Annotated in this window: 20 protein-coding genes and 1 pseudogene; 12 read left to right on the forward strand and 9 right to left on the reverse strand. The window is 70.7% G+C overall.

The features are described from left to right. Positions 1–28: 28 nt before the first annotated feature. Positions 29–601, forward strand: coding sequence for a TetR/AcrR family transcriptional regulator (locus tag ACWDZ6_RS18120; RefSeq protein ID WP_451503656.1), 573 nt, complete (start codon positions 29–31; stop codon positions 599–601). A gap of 101 nt (positions 602–702) precedes the next feature. Continuing rightward, the gene (locus ACWDZ6_RS18125) at positions 703–2,868 is read left to right on the forward strand and encodes an MMPL family transporter (protein WP_451503657.1); all 2,166 of its coding nucleotides are present in this window, start codon (positions 703–705) and stop codon (positions 2,866–2,868) included. A gap of 122 nt (positions 2,869–2,990) precedes the next feature. On the opposite strand, the gene ACWDZ6_RS18130 is transcribed toward ACWDZ6_RS18125, so the two are convergent. Beyond that, positions 2,991–3,338 (reverse strand): SsgA family sporulation/cell division regulator, encoded by a 348-nt coding sequence (locus ACWDZ6_RS18130; RefSeq protein ID WP_366731558.1) that lies wholly within the window; start codon positions 3,336–3,338, stop codon positions 2,991–2,993. Between the two features lie 155 nt (positions 3,339–3,493). Here ACWDZ6_RS18130 and ACWDZ6_RS18135 point away from each other — a divergent pair, with 155 nt between their 5' ends. The 4 genes from ACWDZ6_RS18135 (at position 3,494) to ACWDZ6_RS18150 (ending at position 7,429) form a co-directional block, all read left to right on the forward strand. Next, positions 3,494–4,567, forward strand: coding sequence for an energy-coupling factor ABC transporter permease (locus ACWDZ6_RS18135; protein ID WP_451503658.1), 1,074 nt, complete (start codon positions 3,494–3,496; stop codon positions 4,565–4,567). Position 4,568: 1 nt separating this feature from the next. Continuing rightward, the gene (cbiQ, locus tag ACWDZ6_RS18140) at positions 4,569–5,330 is read left to right on the forward strand and encodes a cobalt ECF transporter T component CbiQ (protein WP_451503659.1); all 762 of its coding nucleotides are present in this window, start codon (positions 4,569–4,571) and stop codon (positions 5,328–5,330) included. Further along, entirely contained in the window at positions 5,327–6,082 is a 756-nt protein-coding gene (locus ACWDZ6_RS18145) for an energy-coupling factor ABC transporter ATP-binding protein (protein WP_326650496.1), read from the forward strand. Before cbiQ ends, ACWDZ6_RS18145 begins: the two co-directional genes overlap by 4 nt. 183 nt (positions 6,083–6,265) lie before the next feature. Then, the gene (locus ACWDZ6_RS18150) at positions 6,266–7,429 is read left to right on the forward strand and encodes a serine hydrolase domain-containing protein (protein WP_451503754.1); all 1,164 of its coding nucleotides are present in this window, start codon (positions 6,266–6,268) and stop codon (positions 7,427–7,429) included. Positions 7,430–7,451: 22 nt separating this feature from the next. Here the strand turns inward: ACWDZ6_RS18150 and ACWDZ6_RS18155 are convergent, their stop codons facing one another. From ACWDZ6_RS18155 to ACWDZ6_RS18190, 8 genes and pseudogenes are all read right to left on the reverse strand, one after another. After that, positions 7,452–8,225 carry a DUF817 domain-containing protein gene (locus ACWDZ6_RS18155; protein WP_451503660.1) on the reverse strand — a complete coding sequence of 258 codons (774 nt, stop codon included), beginning with the start codon at positions 8,223–8,225 and terminating at the stop codon, positions 7,452–7,454. Positions 8,226–8,353: 128 nt separating this feature from the next. Beyond that, positions 8,354–9,205, reverse strand: a complete 852-nt coding sequence (locus ACWDZ6_RS18160) for an EamA family transporter (protein WP_451503661.1) — start codon at positions 9,203–9,205, stop codon at positions 8,354–8,356. Next, a pseudogene (locus ACWDZ6_RS18165) lies at positions 9,202–9,420 on the reverse strand (YbaK/EbsC family protein); the annotation flags it as partial. The pseudogene ACWDZ6_RS18165 and the gene ACWDZ6_RS18160, both read right to left, overlap by 4 nt. Positions 9,421–9,625: 205 nt before the next feature. Continuing rightward, positions 9,626–11,275 carry a penicillin-binding transpeptidase domain-containing protein gene (locus tag ACWDZ6_RS18170; protein WP_451503662.1) on the reverse strand — a complete coding sequence of 550 codons (1,650 nt, stop codon included), beginning with the start codon at positions 11,273–11,275 and terminating at the stop codon, positions 9,626–9,628. A 258-nt stretch (positions 11,276–11,533) separates the two neighbouring features. Beyond that, positions 11,534–12,364 (reverse strand): hypothetical protein, encoded by an 831-nt coding sequence (locus tag ACWDZ6_RS18175; RefSeq protein WP_451503663.1) that lies wholly within the window; start codon positions 12,362–12,364, stop codon positions 11,534–11,536. 1 nt (position 12,365) lies between these two features. After that, positions 12,366–13,007 (reverse strand): DUF1990 family protein, encoded by a 642-nt coding sequence (locus ACWDZ6_RS18180; protein ID WP_451503664.1) that lies wholly within the window; start codon positions 13,005–13,007, stop codon positions 12,366–12,368. Positions 13,008–13,052: 45 nt separating this feature from the next. Beyond that, positions 13,053–14,291, reverse strand: coding sequence for an LPXTG cell wall anchor domain-containing protein (locus ACWDZ6_RS18185; protein ID WP_451503665.1), 1,239 nt, complete (start codon positions 14,289–14,291; stop codon positions 13,053–13,055). A 416-nt stretch (positions 14,292–14,707) separates the two neighbouring features. Beyond that, positions 14,708–16,429 carry a dolichyl-phosphate-mannose--protein mannosyltransferase gene (locus tag ACWDZ6_RS18190; RefSeq protein ID WP_451503666.1) on the reverse strand — a complete coding sequence of 574 codons (1,722 nt, stop codon included), beginning with the start codon at positions 16,427–16,429 and terminating at the stop codon, positions 14,708–14,710. A gap of 62 nt (positions 16,430–16,491) precedes the next feature. Here ACWDZ6_RS18190 and rsmI point away from each other — a divergent pair, with 62 nt between their 5' ends. From rsmI to ACWDZ6_RS18220, 6 genes are all read left to right on the forward strand, one after another. Continuing rightward, positions 16,492–17,409 carry a 16S rRNA (cytidine(1402)-2'-O)-methyltransferase gene (gene rsmI / locus ACWDZ6_RS18195; protein ID WP_366731549.1) on the forward strand — a complete coding sequence of 306 codons (918 nt, stop codon included), beginning with the start codon at positions 16,492–16,494 and terminating at the stop codon, positions 17,407–17,409. Positions 17,410–17,537: 128 nt separating this feature from the next. Further along, positions 17,538–17,978: a hypothetical protein gene (locus tag ACWDZ6_RS18200; protein ID WP_451503667.1), complete on the forward strand. Its 441-nt coding sequence runs from the start codon at positions 17,538–17,540 to the stop codon at positions 17,976–17,978. A gap of 52 nt (positions 17,979–18,030) precedes the next feature. Then, entirely contained in the window at positions 18,031–18,894 is an 864-nt protein-coding gene (locus ACWDZ6_RS18205) for a TatD family hydrolase (RefSeq protein ID WP_451503668.1), read from the forward strand. A gap of 348 nt (positions 18,895–19,242) precedes the next feature. Continuing rightward, positions 19,243–20,445 carry a ubiquitin-like domain-containing protein gene (locus ACWDZ6_RS18210; protein ID WP_451503755.1) on the forward strand — a complete coding sequence of 401 codons (1,203 nt, stop codon included), beginning with the start codon at positions 19,243–19,245 and terminating at the stop codon, positions 20,443–20,445. Next, entirely contained in the window at positions 20,442–21,302 is an 861-nt protein-coding gene (gene rsmA / locus ACWDZ6_RS18215) for a 16S rRNA (adenine(1518)-N(6)/adenine(1519)-N(6))-dimethyltransferase RsmA (RefSeq protein ID WP_451503669.1), read from the forward strand. Before ACWDZ6_RS18210 ends, rsmA begins: the two co-directional genes overlap by 4 nt. Then, positions 21,299–22,192, forward strand: a complete 894-nt coding sequence (locus ACWDZ6_RS18220; protein ID WP_451503670.1) for a 4-(cytidine 5'-diphospho)-2-C-methyl-D-erythritol kinase — start codon at positions 21,299–21,301, stop codon at positions 22,190–22,192. The genes rsmA and ACWDZ6_RS18220 overlap by 4 nt, the downstream gene beginning before the upstream one ends. Positions 22,193–22,272 lie beyond the last annotated feature (80 nt).

The raw sequence follows: 22,272 nt of genomic DNA on the forward strand, positions 1-22,272 counted from the left end.
TTCGTTCGCATGCGACAGGAGGCCGGCCATGACCCGCACCCGGCTCACGCCTGAGCGCGAGGCGGAGCTGTACGAAGCCGTGCTCGACCTGTTGCGTGAAGTCGGCTACGACGCCCTGACGATGGACGCCGTCGCCGCGCGGACCCGGTCCAGCAAGGCCACGCTCTACCGCCAGTGGCGGAGCAAGCCGGAGCTGGTGGCCAGGGCACTGCGGCACAACAAGCCGGTGAGTGTCGCCGATATCGACACCGGCACCCTGCGTGGTGACTTCCACGCGATGCTCGAACGTACCGACGACTGCCAGATGGAGAAGGACTCCGCGCTGATGCGGGGTCTGGCCCAGGCCATCCACCAAAACCCCGATCTCCACCAGGCCCTGCGGGAACTGCTGATCGAGCCCGAGATCACCGGACTCGACACGCTGCTGCGGAGGGCCGTGGAAAGGGGCGAGGTCGGCGCGGACAACCGCGCACTCGGCTTCGTCCCGCACATGCTGGTCGGCGCTTTCGTCGCCCGGCAGCTGATCGAGGCCCGGACCCCCGACCGGACCTTCCTCACCGACTACCTCGACGCCGTGGTTCTCCCCGCCCTCGGCGTCTGACCCAGACCTCCCCGCCCACCAGTTCCACCTGACGCGCGCCGCTCTCGTCGTCGGGCCGGCTCCCCATGCCCTGCTCACCTCACCAACGGGAGTACGCCCTCGTGGCCACGTTTCTCTACAAACTCGGGCGGTCCGCCTTCCGGCGCCGCCGCCTCGTCGCCCTGCTGTGGGTGGCGCTGCTGGCACTCGCCGGGGTCGGCGCGGCCTCCGCGTCCACCGCCACCTCCTCCTCCTTCTCGATACCGGGCACGGAGGCGCAGAAGGCCTTCGACCTGCTGGAAGAGCGCTTCCCCGGGGCCAGCCCCGATGGCGCGACGGCCCGCGTCGTCTTCAAGGCGCCCGACGGCCGGAAGATGACCGAGCCGGCCAACAAGGCCGAGGTGAAGAAGGTCGTCGCGGAGCTGAAGTCCGGCTCCGGCCAGATAGCCTCCGTCACCGACCCGTACGCCGCCAAGGCGGTCTCCAGGGACGGCGGGACGGCGTATGTGTCGGTCTCGTACAAGGTCAGCTCGATGGAGCTGACCAAGGAGACCCGTAAGGTCCTGGAGAAGACCGGCACGGAGGCGCGTGACGCCGGGCTGACCGTGGAGATCGGCGGCGACGCGCTGCAGGCGGTCCCGGAGACCGGGGCCGGCGAGATCGTCGGAGTCGGCATCGCCGCGGTGGTGCTCGTGATCACCTTCGGGTCGCTGGTCGCGGCCGGACTTCCGCTGCTCACCGCGATCATCGGCGTCGGTATCGGAATCTCCACGATCACCGCGCTGGCGAACGTCCTCGACCTCGGCTCCACCACATCCACGCTCGCGACGATGATCGGCCTCGCGGTCGGCATCGACTACGCGCTCTTCATCGTCTCCCGCTACCGCGCCGAACTGGCCGAGGGCCGCGAACGCGAGGAGGCAGCAGGCAGGGCCGTCGGCACCGCGGGCTCCGCGGTCGTCTTCGCGGGTCTGACCGTCGTCATCGCGCTCGTCGGCCTCGCCGTCGTCAATATCCCGATGCTCAGCAAGATGGGCTTCGCCGCGGCGGGTACGGTCGTGATCGCGGTCCTCATCGCGCTCACCCTCATCCCGGCGCTGCTCGGCTTCGCGGGCAAGCGGGTGCTGGGCCGCAAGGCGCGCAAGGGTCGGCCGGCCGGCGACAAGCCGAACATGGGCACCCGCTGGGCGCGCTTCGTGATCCGCCGGCCGGTCGCCGTGCTGCTGGTCGGTGTCGTGGGCCTCGGCGCGATGGCCGTACCGGCCGCGTCGCTGGAGATGGGTCTGCCGGACGACGGCGCGCAGCCGGTCAGCACCACCCAGCGCAAGGCGTACGACCTGCTGTCCGACGGCTTCGGCCCCGGTTTCAACGGTCCGCTTCTGGTGGTCGTCGACGGCGACAAGGCCGCGGCCGACCGTACGGTCAAGGAGATCAAGGGCCTTGACGGTGTCGTGGCCGTCACCCCGCCGGCGCTCAACAAGGCCGGCGACACCGCGATGGTCACGGTCGTGCCGAAGGACCGGCCGTCCTCGGCCGAGACCGAGGATCTCGTCCACTCCATCCGGGCCGGCAGTGGTGACGAGGTACTGGTCACCGGCGCCACCGCGATGAACATCGACTTCTCGCAGAAGATGAACGACGCGCTGGTGCCCTACCTCGCGCTCGTCGTCGGTCTCGCCTTCCTGCTGCTGATGCTGGTCTTCCGCTCGGTGCTGGTACCGCTGAAGGCGGCCCTCGGTTTCCTGCTCTCCGTCGTCGCCGCGCTGGGCGCGGTCGTCGCCGTCTTCCAGTGGGGCTGGCTCGGCTCGCTCTTCGGCGTCGAGCAGACCGGCCCGATCATGTCGATGATGCCGATCTTCATGGTGGGCGTCGTCTTCGGCCTCGCGATGGACTACGAGGTCTTCCTGGTCACGCGGATGCGTGAGGCGTACGTGCACGGGGAGCGCCCCGGCGAGGCGATCGTCACCGGCTTCAAGCACGGGGCCCGGGTGGTCACCGCGGCAGCGGTGATCATGATGGCGGTCTTCTCGGGCTTCATCGGCTCCAGCGAGCAGATGGTGAAGATGATCGGCTTCGGTCTCGCGATCGCGGTCCTCTTCGACGCCTTCGTGGTGCGGATGGCGATCGTTCCCGCGGTGCTCGCGCTGCTCGGCCACAAGGCGTGGTGGCTGCCGCGCTGGCTGGACCGGGTGCTGCCCAATGTGGATGTGGAGGGCGAGAAGCTGCACAAGGAACTCGCCGGCAGTCCCGGGGACCCGGACGAGGAGCGCGCGTTGGTACGCGTCTGATCAGGGTCTCTCAGAGGGCTCAAACAGCCCCGGGGGCGCGCCGCTTGAGCGGAGCGTGCGCCCCCGGCAGCGCGACGGCACCGTGGGGACGGGAGCCGCCGCGGATCCGGTGGCCGTGTCCGTCATCCTCTGGTGGCGGGTGCGGCCACCGCGTATGTGTGCCGCAGGAAGCGGATCAGTGACTTGATGTCGAACTGCACCACCGCTACGCCGTCCGGGGTATGGAACTCCACCACCGCCTGGACCCGGCCGCAGGGCCATATCTCGACATCGCCGAGGCGGGCGGGTGAGCGGAGCCCCGTCTCCAGCAGCGCGCGGGGGAAGGTCCAGTCGCGGCCGCTGGGGAAGGCGAAGGACACCGCTTCCGGGTTCTCCGCCGGGTCGTAGCGCAGGGCGACGCGGACGGATCGGAACTGGGGAGCGTCGGTGACGATTCGGGCGGTTGCATGATCTTCGACGGCTAGGGTCATTGACCGGCTCCTCACACTCGCCCGATATGCCCTCTAATGTCCCATATTTAGGGCCGAAGGCGCCAGGCCATTTGTGACAGACCCGCTCTTGCAACTGATTCGCAATAGGGCACTATCATTGAACAGTTATTCATCTGTCCGAAGCGGAGTCCTCCATGCATGTGCCCGACGGATTTATCAACGCACCTGTGTCGGTAGCCGCCGGAGTCGTCGCCGCCGGTGCTGTCGCCGTCAGCCTGCGCGGCGCCCGCCGTGAGCTCGGGGGTACCTCCCACGCCGAGGGTGGGGGAGAGCGCACCGCGCCGCTGGCCGGCCTGGTCGCCGCCTTCATCTTCGCCGTACAGATGCTGAACTTCCCCGTCGCGGCCGGCACCAGCGGACATCTGCTCGGCGGCGCGCTCGCGGCCATCCTGGTCGGCCCGTACACGGGTGTGCTCTGCGTATCCGTCGTCCTGCTGATGCAGGGCATCCTCTTCGCGGACGGCGGCCTCACCGCGCTCGGCGTGAACATCACCGTCATGGGCGTGGTCACGGTCGTCGTCGCCTACGGGCTCTTCCGCGGCCTGGTGAAGGTGCTGCCGCGGAAACGCCGTTCGGTCACCGTCGCCTCCTTCGCCGCCGCGCTGATATCCGTACCGGCCGCGGCCTGCGTCTTCACCGCGATCTACGCGATCGGCGGGACCACCGACGTCCCCGTCTCAAAGGTGCTGACCGCGATGGTCGGCGTCCATGTCCTGATCGGCATCGGCGAGGCCGTGATCACCATGCTGACGGTCGGCGCCGTCGTCGCCGTGCGACCGGATCTGGTGTACGGAGCCCGGGCACTGACCGCTCCGCTGAAGCTGCGCGTCGGCGGCGAGCTGGTCGACGCCGAGCCCGCCCCCGTCCCGGTCGCCGCCCGGTCGCCGCGCGCGGTCTGGGCGACCGGTCTGGTCACCGCCCTCGTCCTCGCGGGCTTTGTCTCCTTCCATGCCTCCGCGAGCCCCGACGGCCTGGAGAAGGTCGCCGCCGACAAGGGCATCGACAAGAACGTCGAGGAGCACGCCGCCAAGGACTCCCCGCTCGCCGACTACGGCGTCAAGGACATCTCCGACGCCCGGATCTCCGGCGGCCTCGCGGGTGTGATCGGCGTCGGCGTCACGGTCGTCGCGGGCACCGGCATCTTCTGGTCCCTGCGCCGCCGCGGCACGACGGACGCCACGCCCACCCGCGTACCGGAATCGGTCTGACGTGGGCGCGGGCCACGCCCACAAGCTCTACCGGCACGGGCACTCGCCGGTCCACGACCTTCCTCCGCACTGCAAACTCGCCGCCGTCTTCTGCTTCGTGCTGGTGGTGGTCTCCACGCCGCGTGAGGCGGTCTGGGCCTTCGGGCTGTACGCGGCGCTGCTCGCCGCGGTCGCAGGGCTGGCGCGCATCCCCGCCGGATTTCTGCTGCGCCGGCTGCTCATCGAGATCCCGTTCGTGGCCTTCGCGGTCCTCATGCCCTTCGTGGTCCCGGGCGAGCAGGTGTCCGTACTCGGCATCCCCCTGAGCGTCCCCGGTCTGTGGGGCGCCTGGAACGTCCTCGCCAAGGCCACGCTCGGCGTCGCCGCCTCCGTGATCCTCGCCTCGACGACCGAGCTGCGCTCCCTGCTGCTCGGTCTGCAGCGGCTCAAGCTGCCGCCGATGCTCGTCCAGATCGCGTCCTTCATGATCCGTTACGGCGATGTCATCACCGACGAGATGCGCCGTATGTCGATCGCGCGCAGGTCGCGCGGATTCGAGGCGCGCGGTGTGCGCCACTGGGGCGTCCTCGGCAAGTCCGCCGGAGCGCTCTTCATCCGCTCCTACGAGCGCGGCGAGCGGGTCCACCTGGCGATGATGAGCCGGGGATACACCGGGACCATGCCGGTCATCGACGAGGTGACCGCGACCCGTGCGCAGTGGACCTCCGTCGCCGCACTCCCGCTGACCGCCCTCGCGGTCTGTCTGCTTGGCTGGACCCTATGACCGCGTCCCTGTCCTTGGAAGTCTCCGGCCTCGCCTACGCCTACCCCGACGGCCACCAGGCCCTGTTCGGCGTCGACCTCACGGTCGGACGCGGCGAGCGGGTCGCCCTGCTCGGCCCCAACGGCGCGGGCAAGACCACGCTCGTGCTGCATCTCAACGGCATTCTGGCGGGCGGCGTGGGCTCGGTGTCGGTCGCGGGCCTGCCGGTCGCCAAGGCGAACCTCGCCGAGATCCGCCGCCGGGTCGGCATCGTCTTCCAGGACCCGGACGACCAGCTGTTCATGCCGACGGTCCGGGAGGACGTGGCCTTCGGGCCGGCCGCGGCGGGCATGCGCGGCGCGGAGCTCGAGGCCCGGGTCGTCTCGGCCCTCACGCAGGTCGGCATGGCCCGGTTCGCCGACCGGCCGCCGCACCACCTCTCCTTCGGCCAGCGCCGCCGCGTCGCGGTCGCCACGGTGCTGGCCATGGAGCCGGAGATCCTGGTCCTCGACGAGCCCTCGTCCAACCTCGACCCGGCCTCGCGGCGCGAACTCGCCGACATCCTGCGATCGTTGGACGTCACCGTACTGATGGTCACGCACGACCTCCCGTACGCGCTGGAGCTCTGTCCGCGCTCGGTGATCCTCAGCGAAGGTGTGATCGCGGCGGACGGGCGCACCCAGGACCTGCTGGGCGACGAGGAACTGATGCGGGCCCACCGCCTGGAGCTCCCGTTCGGGTTCGACCCGAAGTCCGTGACCATGGGCTCGTGAACGAGAACACCGACGGTACGGCGGCGGCGCACCAGGTCTGCCCGTACTCCCACGCGACCCGCGACAACATCGACGTGTCGATCATGCTGAGCTGACCCTGCCCGATCCGCGCTGGGCCGACCCGCGGGTCGGGTGGTCCGGACCACCCTGCACCATGGGGGGATGAGCGGGAGAGCAGGCGCGGTGGACGTCCGGGGCACGGTGGCAGAAGGCTTCGAGCCGGTCCACGACGCCTTCATACGCAACTTCGAGCAGCGCGGCGAGCGCGGCGCGGCCGTCGCCGTCTACCGGGACGGGCGCAAGGTCGTCGATCTGTGGGCGGGCAGCCGCGACGTGGACGGCCGCGCGCCGTGGGCCGTGGACACCGCACAGGTCGTCCGCTCCGCCACCAAGGGCGTCGCGGCGGCCGTGCTGCTCCTGCTCCACCAGCGCGGCCAGATCGACCTCGACGCCCCGGTCGGCACGTACTGGCCGGAGTTCAAGGCGGCCGGCAAGGAGCGGGTGGTCGTACGCCAGCTCCTCTCGCACCGCGCCGGGCTGCCGGTCCTCGACCGCCCGCTCACCCCGGCCGAGGCCGCGGACGGCGTGAGCGGGCCGGCCGCGCTCGCCGCACAGCGCCCGGCCTGGGAGCCCGGCACGGACCACGGCTACCACGCGCAGACCTACAGCTGGCTGCTCGGCGAACTGGTGCGCCGGGTCACCGGCAGGACGATCGGCCGCTGGGTCGCCGAGGAGATCGCGCGCCCGCTCGGCCTGGACTTCTGGATCGGGCTGCCGCAGGAGGAGGCCCACCGGGTGGGCCGGACCGGCCCCGTCGAGGAGCCGGCCACGGCGGACGGCGGCGGCCTCAAACTGCGCCCCAAGCGTGCGGTGTCCGAGGCCTACGGCGACCCCGAGTCGCTCACCCGCCGCGCCTTCGGAGCGATCGACCCGCTCCCGGACGAGAACGACCCGGCGTACCAGGCCGCCGAACTCCCCGCCTCCAACGGCATATCCACCGCCCGCGCGCTCGCCCGCTTCTACGCGGCGACGATCGGTGTGGTCGACGGCGGACCGCGGCTCTTCGCCCCGGCCACCGTGACCCTGGCCCGTACCGAGGAGTCCACGGGCCCGGACCGCGTTCTGGTCGTGCCCACCCGTTTCGGCCTCGGCTTCATGCTGCACGGCCCGGCCTGCCCGCTGCTCGGCCCCGGCTCCTTCGGCCACCCGGGCCGCGGGGGATCGCTCGGCTTCGCCGACCCGGAGTCGGGCATCGCGCTCGGTTACGCAACCAACGGCATGCGCAAGGGAGTTACCGCCGATCCGCGGGCCCAGGCGCTGATCAGGGCGGTACGTTCGGCGCTATGAACAGCGCCATGAGCCGCGCCGCCTATGACAACCGGGGTGCCGCGCGACGCTGCCCGGCCGCCAGCACGAAGGTGACGGTGATCAGCAGCGCCCATGCCCCGAACTTCGCCGGGGACACCGGCTGCCAGCCGGTCAGCTGGTCGGGGTAGCTCCAGGCGCCCGCGTATGTCGCGATGTTCTCGGCGACCCAGAGGAAGAACCCGATGAGAACGAACGACAGAGCGAGCGGCATACGGTGCTCCTGGATCCCCACCCGGTAGTGCACCCAGGTCCCGGCGGTCGCACACAGCAGCGTCGCGGCCAGCGCCCAGCGGAGGTCGGGCAGCCAGTGATGGCTGAAGAAGTTCAGATAGACGGCACCGGCGAGCGCCGCCATGATCCGGGGCCGGTAACCGTCCAGGCGAAGTTCGAACAAGTGCCAGGCGCGGCAGACGTAACTGCCCACGGCCGCGTAGAGAAAACCGCCGTACAGCGGCACACCCGCGACCTTGGTCATCGCCTCCTCCGGATAACTCCAGGACCCCATCCGCACTTTGACCAGTTCGAAGAGCAGCCCGATGAGATGGCAGCCGGCGATCACAGCCGTGTCGCGTGCGCTGTCCCAGCCGAGCCTTCTGGCGGCCACCGCGAGCAGGATCCCGTAGACCAGCACCAGGTCGTAGCGCGCGACGGGCAGTTCGGGCAGCAGGCCCGAGACGGCGATGCCGCCGACGAGCGCGACGGCGAAGGCGCAGCAGCGGGCCTGCAGCAGGCCGAAGCGGAGCAGCTGACGTATTCGGTGCGCGATCATCCCCATGCCCCGCATGGACGCCGCAGCGCCCCGCGCGGTTCGCCCGGGGCTCATATGCCCTGGTCAGGGCCGTACGGGCGCCGCCGTCGGGCCACACGATGCGGAAGCGTCTCCGGGCGGGCGGGCCCACCTGCTCAGCCCGCCCGCAGCATCAGGCCGATGCCCACCACCATCAGCCCCGCCGCCGCGATCCTCGGCGCACCGAACCGTTCCTTGAAGAAGAGCGCCCCGATCGCCGCGCCGACGATGATCGACGACTCGCGCAGCGCCGCTATCGGAGCGAGCGGCGCTCGGGTCTGCGCCCACAGCACCAACGAGTACGCGGCGATGGACAGCACCGCGCCGAGCAGTCCGCGCGCCGCGTACGGGCGCAGCTTGGCGAGCAGACCGCCCCGGTGGACATAGAGCGTGTACGCCGGGATCAGCGACCCCTCCAGGATCATCAGCCAGGCGATATAGCCGAGCGGCGTGCCCGACGTGCGTACGCCCGCACCGTCCACGACCGTGTAGGCGGCGATCGACAGACCGGTCGCCAGCGCGGCGAGCAACGCGGGCCAGTGCGGGCGGGTACCCGAGCCCCGGATACCCCACAGAGCCACCCCGACCAGTCCCGCCGAGGCGAGCACCACCCCGGCCAACTGCCAGCCGTTCAGGCTCTCGCCGATGAACAGCGCCGCGAGCACGGTCACCACCAGGGGCGCGGTGCCCCGCGCGATCGGATACATCTGACCGAAGTCGCCCAGGCTGAACGACCGCATCAGCAGCGCCTGGTAGCCGATGTGGAGCAGCGCGGAGGCGATCAGATACGGCCAGGCGCCGGCCTCGGGCAGCGGCGAGAAACAGGCCAGCACGGCCCCGATCACCGTGCCGCCGCCGGCGATCAGTGTGAAGGCGACCAACTGATCAGGGATGGTATGGGCGATCGCGTTCCAGCTGGCGTGTGTGACGGCGGCTATCAGGACCGCCGCGGCGACGAGAACCGTCACGCCGTGCGCTCGCTTACATCCACCAGCGTGCCGCCCGCGTGCGCGATCGGCGTCCTGGGGTCGAGCGGGAAGACCGTGCGCGGGGTCCCCGCCGCCGCCCGCACCACGGCGTGGTCGAGCAGTCCGCGGTCGGCGGCCACTCGGGTCCTGGTGGCATGGCCGAGGGGCGGTACGTCGCCGATCGCGTAGCCGGTGGTCTCCCGGGCGAGATCCGCGAGCTCGCGCAGAGCCTCGGCGAAAGGGGGGCGCGCGTCGGTGTGGTGACTGCTCATGGCCCGCACGCTAGCGGTAGTTGTACGGGCCATGCGAGCTGCTTTTCCGGTCGGCCGGCGGGTCAGCGGGCCTGCCGTGTCGGCCGGTGGGTCGGCGGGACTGCCGTGTCGGCCGGAGGGTCGTGGGACTGCCTTGTCGGCCGGCGGGTCAGCGGGCCTGCAGTACCGAGGCGACGACCGGGCCTGCCGCGTCGCCGCCGTGCCCGCCGGACTGCACGACCGCGGCCGCCGCCAGATCGTCGGCGTATCCGGTGAACCAGCTGTTGGACTTGCCCTGTCCGTCGACCTCCGCCGATCCGGTCTTGGCGCCCTTCTCGCCGCGGACCCCGGCCATCGCGGCCTGGCCCGTGCCGTACTGCGCGGTGGCGCTCATCATCTCGCGCAACGCCCTCGCGATGGAGCCCGGCAGCGGCTGCGCGGTGGCCAGTTCACGGTGGTCGAGGGACTGCGGGACTATCACCGGCTGGTGGAAGACGCCGCTCTTCGCGGTGGCGGTGATGGACGCCATGTTGAGCGCGTTCATCGTGACCTTGCCCTGTCCGATGTACGAGGCCGCGGTCTCCGCGCCCGCCGACTCGGGCACATTGCCGTCGACGGTGACGATGCCCGTCTGCCAGTCGAGGCCGATGCCGAAGTACTTACGGGCGGTGCTGCCCAGCGCCGTACCGGCGATGTTCTTCTCGGTGAGCGGCTTGACGGCCTTGATGAAGGCGGTGTTGCAGGAGCGGCGGAAACTGTCCTTGAGAGTGCCGTTCTTGATCTCGAACTTCTTGAGATTCTCGAACGTCACGCCCTCCCACGAAACGGTCGGCGGGCACTCGACCTTGGCGCCCGGGCCCTGGACGATCCCGTTGTCCATCAGCATCGTCGCGGACACGATCTTCATCGTGGAGCCGGGAGCCTGCGCGCCCTGCACCGCCGTGTTGAAGCCGCTCGCCGGGTTGTTGGCGATCGCCCGGATCTCACCCGTACTCGGCTTCACCGCGACGACCGAAGCCTGCGAGTACTTCTTCACCGCCCGCTCGGCGGCCGCCTGCACATCCGCGTCCAAAGTGGTGGTCAGCTTGCCCTCCTTGCCCTTGGTCAGGGTCAGCAGGGTCTGGTCGGGCGTGGAGGTGTTCGCGGACGAGATGACCAGCTCCACGCCCGCGGTGCCGCCCGCGTCCTCGCCGTACTTCTTGCGCAGGCTGTCCAGGACGGGTCCGAGCGACGGGTACTTCTCCTTCGTCAGCTCCCGGCCACCGCGGTCGACGGCCTTGATCGGCGGGGCCGAGGCCCGGTCCGTCTTGAGGCTGGTGCCCTTCGTCAGCTTCGGGTGGACCACCGCCGGCGCCCAGTCGACGAGCGCCCTGCCGGTGGTCTGCCCCCGCACCACGGTCAGCGCGGAGGCGTACGACCAGGGCTTGCTCTGCCCTTCGTACGTCACCGTCGCCTTGACGGTGAACGGCACCGTCGCGCCGACTGCCGTACCCGGAGTGATCACGGCGGCGGAGACATGGGCCTGATCGCGGTAGCCGGCGATGAGCGGCTCGGCTTCGGCGGCGTTGTTGGTCAGCTGAGCGGCTTCCGGAGCGTTGCCCCCGGCCCACGCCGCCAGGAAGTCCTTGGCGGTCTCGCTGATCTCGTCCGCACTGGGCGGCCCGGTCTTCTTGGGCGCCGATGCCGACTTGGTGTCGGCCCCGCCACCGCCACCACCGCCGGTCAGCCCGCTGTACAGGTTGTAGCCGCCGTAGCCCACGCCACCGGCGACCACCAGAAACACGCCGCCGACGACGGCGACTTTCGCTCCACTGCGCATTGCTGCGGTCCCTCCCCCATGAGCGCACCTCCTTGACCTGCCTATTGAAAAGCGTGTTCAGGAGACGCATCGCGTGCACTCTACGGGACAGGAGTGACGGGGGCTGTGGCTGTTATCGGACCGCGACGATCGGGCCGGGCGGGGTGAGTCTCAACCGGTTGCGACGGTTTTCGATCCGCCGGCCGCCGAGGGAGGCAACCCCGGCGGGTCAGGTCCCTCGGGCGGCGCCATCGACATCTTCACAGTCACTTGTGGATGTCAGCCGGGTCCAGGGCGGGTCTTCCGGATCTTCCGAAGGAGGCCGGCCAGGAGACGAACCAGGTTGCGTCCTCGTGCCTGCCTGGCCTCCCGGTCGGCGAAACTGCGGTCCATGAGCTCCGTTCGCCGCGGGTCCAGCGCGGCGAGCGCCGGATGCGTGAGGGAACGGCAGCGGTCACCGAGCCGATCGGTCCTGGCCGGCGCGGGGAGCATCGCCCGCCACGCGCTGGGCAGGGCGAGAAGCAGGACGATGGAGAGAGGGGCGAGGAGGACCGTCGTCCAGCCGAGGAACCCGTGCGGCGAGACCTCGCCCAGGGACCCCATCAGAAAACCCCCGCTCCCGGCCGCGAAGATCACGAACAGGGCGCCGATGCAGGAGGGCACCTCCTGCCTGTGCTGCCGCCGCACCCAGCGCGGGAGTCCGTCCTCGTAGGCGCGGTAGAAGCTGCTGCTCGGCGGGACCTGTACGGCTTCTCGGTCGATATGGCCGAGCGTGGCCGGGGTGCCGTGCTCCCGTATGGCTTCCAGCAGGCGGGCTGCGACGGGATGCGAGGGCGTCCGCTCCAGGTCCCTGCCGGCTGCGGTCAGCCGGACCACACCGTTGGCGTTGAGCACGATCAGGCCCTTGAGCAGCAGCGCGGCCGCCGCGGGCCGCTCGGCCGTGTGGCCGGTCGCGACGGCGTACGCGTAGTACGGATCGAGGTCGAAGGCGGCAAGCCGCGCGACAGCCCTGCGGTCGCGGACCCGGCGCATCACCCACAGCGCCCCGAGTCCCCCGTAGGGGACCAGGATGACGGCCAACGTGAGCTTGAGAAGAGTGAGTTGATGCACGTCACGAGGCTAGGCGGCGGCCGGTCGCAGGGTCGAGCGATGAGAGCTGCGCCACGTGGACGGGCCGCATGGGGTGTCGCAGGGCGCGCTGGTATCGGCGACGGTACGAGCGTTGTGCGAGCAGGAGCAGCGGGAACAGGGGCCGCCACACTCCCCCGGGGGCGCGACGGGTCAGGGAACGCAGGGTCAGGGTGACGTGGCCGTCGGGGGCGTTGCACACGATGAAAGCTTCCTCACCGGACACTGGGTGACCGGGCAGTGTGCCGTAGGCGAAGCCGCACCTGTCGGGGGTGTCGACGACGGCGACGACCCGGACCGGTTCCTGAACAGCCAGAGGTCCCCATGCCGCCGTGATTCTGTATTCGGCCCCCTCGGTGACCCGTTCGCCGGCGCCCGCCAGAGGCGTGACGCTGAAGCCGCTACGGCGCTTGACGCCCCAGCGCAGGACGGCGTCGGAGGCGGCGCGCCAGGCGCTGTCGCCGTGCCCGATGACCACGGTCCGCTCGTAACGGCGGTAGCCCCGGATCCCGGTCGACCACAGGTCGTCGCCGGGACACGTCGCGCCGGGCGGGGCGTAGGTGAGGGTGTCAGCCGATGGCCCACCACGTGCTTGGCGGCGGCCTGCCGGTCTGTCCGAGGGCATTGGGGCTCCTGTCACGACGACCGACGACGATCACCAACAACCGCCTCAGCGGCGGCGCAGACGCAGCGCGGTGAGCACGCCGCCGGCGCCGATCAGAGCGGCGGCCAGGGCCGCGTACCAGGTGGTGTCGGAGGAGCCCGTGGAGGCGAGCGTACCGGTGGTGGTGACGGGGGTGTTCGCGCCGGTCGTCGCCGTGGTCGTGGCCGAGGCGGACGGAGTCGGGGACGCGGACGCCGAGGCCGTGGGCGACGGCGTGGCGGACGGGGTCGCCGACGGCGTTCCGCCCGGCGTCGTGGGGACGCGCTCGGGGGCGATGGTGATCGCGCCGTCCGCGCCCAGGAACGGCGTCCTGTTGCCCTCGGTCAGCGAGCTCGACGCGTGCAGCTTCAGCTTGAGCGGCTTCTGGATGCCCTTGAAGTCGACCACGCTCACGCGAAGGGTGGTGCGGTGCATGATGAAGTTCTTGCCGATGTCCGACAGTTGCCACTTGTTCTGGCCGTCGATCCGGGTGGCCCTGACGTAGCTGCCGTCGGCCGCGAGCTCCTCGACCACGAGCTGGGGGACGGCCTGCGTGTCGTCGGGGCCCTGCTCGACCTCCAGCGTCGTCTCCAGGTCGGAGTCGAACGTCGCCGTTCCCTTGAGCTGGTGGATCAGGGAGACCTGGCCGTACATGCCGGGCTTGATGGGCGTCTTCGGGTCGGACAGAAGGCGCAGACCGGCCGGACCGGACTCGACCTTCGGGCTGGTCTCGAAGACGAGGATGTCGTCCTTCTCGCGCTGGGCGTGGTCGAGCAGGTCGGCCGCGTCCAGCTTCAGGTTGCCGTTGTTGGAGGGGTACTTCTTGCCGAGGCCGACGGACACCTTCCAGCTCAGCTCGCCCTTGGCGGGCACCGAGAACGGGTCGCCCTTCTGCTTTCCGGCCGGGTAGAAGAGGCCCTGCGCAGAGCCGTCCTGCTGCATGACGTAGTCGTCCGTCGCTGGGGCGTTCACCGGCTCCACGTCGAAGACGATGTGGGAGGACGCCACGGGGCTCGCACCGTCCGAGTCGGCGACCATCCACGGCAGGAAGTCGACAGCCTTGTCCGAGGAGTTCTTCACGGTGAACGTGAACGTCTCGGTGGCCCCGCCGCGGGCCAGCGGTCCGGCCGGCGCCGGGGTGCCCAGCTCAATCGTGAGGGGCTTGCCGGAGGCCATCGGCGCGGCATACGCGGTGAGCGGGACGAGGGTGGTGCCGACGGCGGCGGCGACGGTGAGAGCCGCGGCGGAGGCGAAGCGAGCGGACATGGTGGACTCCCCCCAAGGAATCGACTAAGGGCCGGGCTTCCGCTGGATGGGCGGGCGTCGGCCGAACGCAGGAGCAGCGCGGCGAAGTGCCGCGGCAACGTGAAGCAGATGAGAGGTGGTACGGGACAGCGCAAAAGGAACGAGGCAGTGCGGGGTGGAACTGATCGGGCAGCGCGGAGAGGCTTACCGGATGGTGCGTGGCGCGAGAACTCGCCTTCCGTCCGGCCCTGTTCGGTTCCGGCTGTGCGGCGACGTGCTCATCCTCACCCATCAAGATCGGCCGGGCAATCCCCGCACTGTCACCACTCTGCAACAGCGCCCGTCCACCAGAACCCACCGTTGACCTGGGCGTCCGGGCCGGGGGACGACCACGGCGGGTGCCGCACCAACCGGTGCCGCACCCGCCGTCGTTCCCGCTAGACCCAGGTGTCCAGCCACATCCTGTTCCGCCACTCCTCCACCGGGATCGGCCTCCCCGTGTACAGCGGATAGAAGTAGATGAAGTTCCAGATGATCAGCAGTACCAGCACCCCCGCGCCGATGGCGCCGATCGCCCGCCTGCGTTCGTCCGAGCCCGGCGGGCCCAGGATCGCGCCGATCATCATCGCGACCGCCAGACACAGGAACGGTACGAACACGACCGCGTAGAACAGGAAGATCGTGCGTTCCTGGTAGAAGAACCACGGCACCCAGCCCGCCGCGATGCCGCAGGCGATGGCGCCCGCGCGCCAGTCCCGGCGGAACAGCCAGCGCCACAGGATGTAGCAGACCGCGAAGCAGGCCGCCCACCACAGCAGCGGTGTGCCGAGTGCCAGTACCTCGCGGGCGCACTTGTCCGCCGCGTCCGCCGGGCAGCCCTTGGTGCCCGCGTTCGGGTCCTCGTAGAAGTACGAGACCGGGCGGCCCAGCACGATCCAGCTCCACGGGTTCGACTGGTACGTGTGGCCGGAGGTCAGGTTGACGTGGAACTCGTAGACCTCGTTCTCGTAGTGCCACAGGCTGCGCAGCCAGCCCGGCAGCCAGGTCCAGCTGCCGCCCTTGCCGTCCGTCTCGGCCCAGTTCCTGAAGTAGCCCTTGTCCGTGACGATCCAGCCGGTCCAGGATGCGATGTACGTCACGATCGCGACCGGCACCGTCGAGACGAAGGCCGGCACCACGTCCTTCTTCAGCACCGTCCGGTACGGCTGCACCGCACCCGCCGTCCGGCGGGCGCCCACGTCCCACAGGACGGTCATCAGGCAGAACGCGACCATCACATACAGGCCGTTCCACTTGGTGCCGGCGGCCAGGCCCAGCATCAGGCCCGCCGCCAGCCGCCAGGGACGCCAGCCGAGGCGCAGCGTCTCCGCGACCGTCGCATCCGGGCGCAGCACGTCCTCCTCGTCCGTCGGCAGAGCCGCCGCGAGCCGTCGGCGCGCCCAGTCCCGGTCGATGAGCAGGCAGCCGAAGGCGGCCAGTACGAAGAACATCAGCACCTGGTCGAGCAGCGCCGTGCGGCTCATCACGAAGTGCAGTCCGTCCACGGTGAGCAGCGCACCCGCCAGACAGCCCAGGAACGTCGAGCGGAACAGTCGCCGCCCGATCCGGCAGAGCATCAGCACCGACAGTGTGCCGAGCAGGAAGACCATGAAGCGCCAGCCGAAGGGCGAGAACCCGAAGAAATGCTCGCCGATGCCGATGACCCACTTGCCGACCGGCGGATGCACCACATAGCCGGGGTCGGTCGGGACCGGGACGCTCGACGGGGTCTCGAGGATCTGTCTGTCGATGTCCTTCGGCCAGCTGCCCTCGTACCCCTGATTGATCAGGGCCCAGGCGTCCTTGGCGTAGTACGTCTCATCGAATATCACCGCATCCGGCTGGCCGAGGTTCCAGAACCGCAGCACGCCCGCGACCAGCGCCACCAGCAGCGGGCCGCCCCAGGCAGCCCAGCGCAGCAGCGGGTTCGCGACCGACGGCGGGATGCCGAAGACCGGCCACAGCCGCTCGGAGGGGCGCGTGTAGGGCGGCACCAGGCGTTCGCGCAGCCCGATCACGGGCCGGGGCACGTAGCCGAATCTGCGCAGCCGCTGCTGCCAGCCGGGTGGCTGCTGATCGGCGTCCTTGCCCTGCTGGGTCTGTGGCGCGGTACTGGTCACCGCGCCATCGTAGGGAACGCGGCTGTGCGAGTCGTACGTCCGGTCCTGCGAGGATGGCGTACGTGACAACTGTGCTCTCCCGGGGGACGACCCCCGGACCCCCGACAGGCGTGCTCGTACTCGCAGGGACCCCCATCGGTGATGTTGCCGACGCGCCGCCCCGGCTCGCCGCCGAGCTGGAGCGCGCCGACATCGTGGCCGCGGAGGACACCCGGCGGCTGCGCCGGCTCACGCAGGCGCTCGGGGTGCACACGCGGGGGCGTGTCGTGTCGTATTTCGAGGGCAATGAGTCCGCCCGTACGCCGGAGCTGGTCGAGGCGCTGACCGGCGGCTCCCGGGTGCTGCTGGTCACCGACGCCGGTATGCCGTCCGTCTCCGACCCCGGTTACCGGCTCGTCGCCGCCGCCGTCGAGCAGGACATCAAGGTCACGGCGGTGCCCGGCCCGTCCGCCGTACTGACCGCGCTGGCGCTGTCCGGGCTGCCCGTGGACCGCTTCTGCTTCGAGGGTTTCCTGCCGCGCAAGGCGGGCGAGCGGCTCGGCCGGCTGCGCGAGGTCGAGAACGAGCGGCGCACTCTCGTCTACTTCGAGGCCCCGCACCGGCTCGACGACACCCTCGCCGCGATGGCCGAGGTGTTCGGCGCCGAGCGCCGGGCCGCCGTCTGCCGCGAGCTGACGAAGACGTACGAGGAGATCAAGCGCGGAGGTCTCGGTGAGCTGGCGGTCTGGGCGGCCGACGGCGTACGTGGCGAGATCACTGTTGTCGTCGAGGGCGCTCCCGAGTCGGGGCCCGGGGATCTCGACCCGGCCGAGCTGGTGCGCAGGGTGCGGGTGCGGGAGGAGGCAGGCGAACGGCGCAAGGAGGCCATTGCGGCGGTCGCCGCGGAGGCGGGGCTTCCCAAGCGCGAGGTCTTCGATGCCGTGGTGGCGGCAAAGAATGCGGATCGGCCGGTCCCTGCGGAGGGTAAAGGACTATCGTAAAAAGCAAAGCGCAGACCGTGCCTTGAGCCTTTCTGCATGGGAAGACCAAAGACCGGACCATTAATCGACAGGCACTGATGCGCTCCCGCCCGGATGGGCGTCCACTGAGTCAGTGGAGAGGAGCTGGCATGAGTGAGATCACAGGCACCGCCAAGGTCCACGAGGCGTACGCCTTCGCCTGCATGCATTGCGGGCACGGTTGGGAGCAGTCCTACGAGATAGAGCACCACGTCGACGCCACCGGCCAGGAATTTGTCGTCTATACGGCCGCGGGCGCCCGAGTGCCGTCCCCGCTCTCGAGTCCGAACTGCCTCAACTGCGGCGGACATGTCGTACGGATCATGCGGTCCGGACAGGTCTCCTCAGTGCGCAATCTGATGTCGCCGGCACCCGCCGCGAAAAAGTCCGTCCCGGCCGCAGCCGCGCCGCGGGAGCGCGAGTCGGTGGAGCGCCCGCCGTTGGAGAGTGAAGCGGCGATACCCGAAGTGGCGGGCGCCGAAAAGACCCGGACGGCCGAACCTCACCACTGGCACCTCTCCGACCTCCTGCACCCCTTCCACCGCAAGTGAGGCTGTTCCACCAGGAGTGAGACGGGGGGCGCGAGCCTCGTAGGATCGCGCCATGAGTTCGAAGTCCGCACCACCGCTGCCCGAACCGCTCGGCGTGCCGGTCGCCGATTCGCATACCCACCTGGACATGCAGGAAGGCACGGTCGACGAGGCGCTGGCGAGGGCCGCGGCCGTCGGCGTGACCGCGGTGGTCCAAGTGGGCTGCGACATCAAGGGTTCCCGCTGGGCCGCGGAGACGGCAGCCGCGCACGACAGCGTGCACGCCGCGGTCGCCCTGCACCCCAACGAGGCGCCGCGCATCGTGCACGGCGACGACCAGGGGTCCCGGCACGGTGCGCGCGACGCCGGCGGCGACAGCGCGCTGGACGACGCGCTCACCGAGATCGACCGGCTGGCCGCCCTTCCGCAGGTGCGCGCGGTCGGCGAGACCGGGCTGGACTTCTTCCGTACGGGCCCCGGGGGCGTGGCCGCCCAGGAGCGCTCCTTCCGGGCCCATATCGAGATCGCCAAACGGCACGGCAAGGCGCTGGTCATCCACGACCGGGAGGCGCACGCCGACGTCCTGCGGATCCTCGCCGAGGAGGGCGCCCCGGAGCGCACCGTCTTCCACTGCTATTCGGGCGACGCGGAAATGGCCGAAGTGTGCGCGGCGGCAGGCTATTTCATGTCCTTTGCCGGGAACGTGACCTTCAAGAACGCGCAGCCGCTGCGCGACGCGCTCGCCGTCGCCCCGGCGGAGCTCGTACTCGTCGAAACGGATGCGCCGTTTCTCACGCCGGCGCCGTACCGCGGACGGCCCAATGCGCCATATCTCATTCCGGTCACGCTGCGGGCGATGGCGGCGGTGAAGGGCCTCGACGAGGACGTGCTGGCCGCGGCGATTTCGGCCAATACGGCTCGCGCGTTTGATTACTGAGGGATAACGCGGAGGGCGCCGCCGGCTCCGGCGGCGGGTTCGGCGCAGGATAGTCCCGAAACACTGCGTAGTCGAGCCGCTTTGGAGAGTGACCAAAGCTCCGCTAGTGTCCCGGCCCGCAACGCCATCTGGCGGACCGGACCGGACCTACGGAGCGTCGTGAACAATTCGCAGGGCAGTGACCGAGGCGGGCGCGACGGTCGTCGTGCCGCCGCCAGGACGGCGGAGCCGCACGAAGGGCCCGGGCCGACGTTCCACGAACGGCGGCCTGAGCTCACGCGGTACGTATCGCCCACGTCGTCGCACGAAGCGTCCGGGCCGAGCCCGTGCGAACCGCCCGGGCCGTCGCTGCCGCGCCAGAGCCCGGGTCCCGCCGCCGGGCCGGCCATGGATGTCACCGGGGCGGGTGGCCGTGCCGAGGCCCGTCGCGCCGCCCGCCGCCGCAGGACCGTGCAGAAGCCCGACACCCTGCGCCGGCTCATCCCGCAGGCCCTCGTCGTCGCCTTCCTGGCGGGTGGCACCTCGGCCTTCGTCGTCAACGACAAGGCGGTGCGGCTCAGCATCGACGGCGTACCGCGCACCATGCACACCTTCGCCGACGATGTGCAGGAGCTCCTCGAGGACGAGGGCCTCCGTGTCACCGGGCACGACATCATCGCCCCGGCCCCCGGCGCGGCCCTCGCCAGCGGCGACGAGATCATCGTCCGCTACGGCCGGCCCGTGATGCTCACCCTCGACGGTCAGCGCCGCCGGGTGTGGACCACCGCCCGCACCGTCGACGGCGCGCTGCGCCAGCTCGGAGTGCGGGCCGATGGCGCCTATCTGTCCGCCTCCCGCTCCTCGCCGATCTCCCGCACGGGCCTCGCGCTGGACGTACGGACCGAGCGGACCGTGACCTTCATGGCCGACAGGCGCGAGCACACCATCCGTACGAACGCGGCCAGTGTGCGCGAGGCGCTGGACGAGGCCGGCATCGAGCTGCGCGGGCAGGACACCACCTCCGTGCCGCTCACCAGCTTTCCGCGCGACGGCCAGACGATCACCGTCATGCGGATCACCACCGCCGTGGAGATCCGCGAGGAGCCGATCGACTTCGGGACCGAGAGGACCGGGGACCCCTCGCTCCTCGCGGGCACCGACGTCGTCGCACAGCCGGGCCGGCCGGGAGCGCGCCGGGTCAGATACGCCCTGCGGACGGTCAACGGGGTGCGGCAGAAGCCGAAGAAGATCGCCGAGGAGGTGGTGCGGGAGCCCGTCACCCAGCAGGTGAAGGTGGGCACCAAGCGGCTGCCGGACTCCGTGCAGGGCGCGGACGGGCTGAACTGGGAGGCTCTCGCGCGCTGCGAGTCGGGCGGTCGGCCGGGGGCGGTCGATCCGTCGGGCACCTACGGCGGGCTGTACCAGTTCGACACCAGGACCTGGCATGCGCTGGGCGGCAGGGGGCGGCCGCAGGACGCGCCCGCGACGGAACAGACGTACCGGGCGAAGAAGCTCTTCGTGCAAAGGGGGGCGAGTCCGTGGCCGCACTGCGGCCGTAGGCTGTATCGGTGAGCACCACTGAGCCCGACGCACTCCTCGGCCCCGCCGACATCCGTGAACTGGCCGCAGCGCTGGGCGTACGCCCCACCAAGCAGCGCGGTCAGAACTTCGTCATCGACGCCAATACGGTCCGCCGGATCGTACGGACCGCCGGGGTGCGGGAGGACGACGTCGTCGTCGAGGTCGGCCCCGGGCTCGGGTCGCTGACCCTGGCGCTGCTGGAGTCGGCGGACCGGGTGGTCGCCGTCGAGATCGACGATGTGCTGGCGGGCGCGCTGCCGTCGACGATCGCGGCCCGGATGCCGGGGCGCGCCGAACGGTTCTCGCTGGTCCACTCCGACGCGATGCAGGTGCGGGAGCTGCCGGGTCCGGCGCCGACCGCGCTGGTCGCGAACCTGCCGTACAACGTCGCTGTTCCTGTTCTCCTCCATATGCTGGACCGCTTCCCGACGATCGAGCGGACGCTGGTGATGGTCCAGGCGGAGGTCGCGGACCGGCTCGCGGCCAAGCCGGGCAACAAGGTGTACGGAGTGCCTTCGGTGAAGGCGAACTGGTACGCGCAGGTGAAGCGGGCCGGTTCGATCGGCCGGAACGTCTTCTGGCCGGCCCCGAATGTGGACTCGGGTCTCGTGTCCCTGGTACGCCGCACCGAGCCGGTGAAGACCACGGCATCGAAGGCGGAGGTCTTCGCGGTGGTCGACGCGGCGTTCGCGCAGCGCCGCAAGACGCTGCGGGCGGCGCTGGCGGGCTGGGCCGGATCGCCGGCGGCGGCGGAGGCGGCGCTGGTCGAGGCCGGTATCTCCCCGCAGGCGCGCGGGGAGGCGCTGACGGTGGAGGAGTTCGCACGGATCGCGGAGGCCAAGGCGTGAGCGTCACGGTACGGGTCCCTGCGAAGGTGAATGTCCAGCTGGCGGTGGGCGGGGCGCGGCCCGACGGCTTCCACGACCTCGCGAATGTCTTCCTGGCGGTCGGCCTGTACGACGAGGTCACAGTGACCCCGGCCGAGTCGCTGACGATCACGTGCTCGGGCCCGGACGCACATCAAGTTCCCCTGGACCGTACGAACTTGGCGGCCCGCGCGGCCGAACTGCTCGCGGCCCGCCACGGCCTGTCCGCGGACGTCCACATCCACATCGCCAAGGACATCCCTGTCGCGGGCGGTATGGCCGGTGGCAGCGCGGACGGCGCGGGTGCGCTGCTCGCGTGCGACGCGCTGTGGGGTGTTGGCTCGTCGCGCTCCGAACTCCTCGCGATCTGCGCCGAGTTGGGCAGCGATGTGCCGTTCGGTCTGGTGGGCGGCGCGGCGCTGGGCACCGGCCGCGGCGAGCAGCTGACCGAGCTGGCGGTCGGCGGGGACTTCCACTGGGTGTTCGCGGTGGCGGACGGCGGACTGTCGACCCCCGCGGTGTACGGCGAGTTCGACCGCCTCAACGAAGGCATCGCCGTCCCCGCGCCGGTCGCCTCCCCCGCGCTGCTCGAGGCCCTGCGTACGGGCGACGCCACGGCGATGGCGGGCGCGCTCGTGAATGACCTGCAGCCCGCGGCGCTCTCGCTGCGGCCTTCGCTGTCCGCCACCCTCGCGGCGGGCACGGCGGCGGGCGCGCTCGCGTCCCTGGTCTCGGGCTCGGGCCCGACGACGGCGTTCCTGGCGAAGGACGAGGACGCGGCGCGGGGAGTGGCGCAGGCGCTGCTGTCCTCGGGCACGTGCCGCACGGCGAGGGTGGCGCCGTCCCCGGCGACAGGTGCGGTGCTGGTGTAAGGCGGTTCTGGTCCGGAGGCGTCCCGCACCCCCATGTTCGAGCGCGGGCGGGCGGGATACTCAGATCCGGGATGAGTACG

Source organism: Streptomyces sp. NPDC002926 (assembly GCF_053591755.1).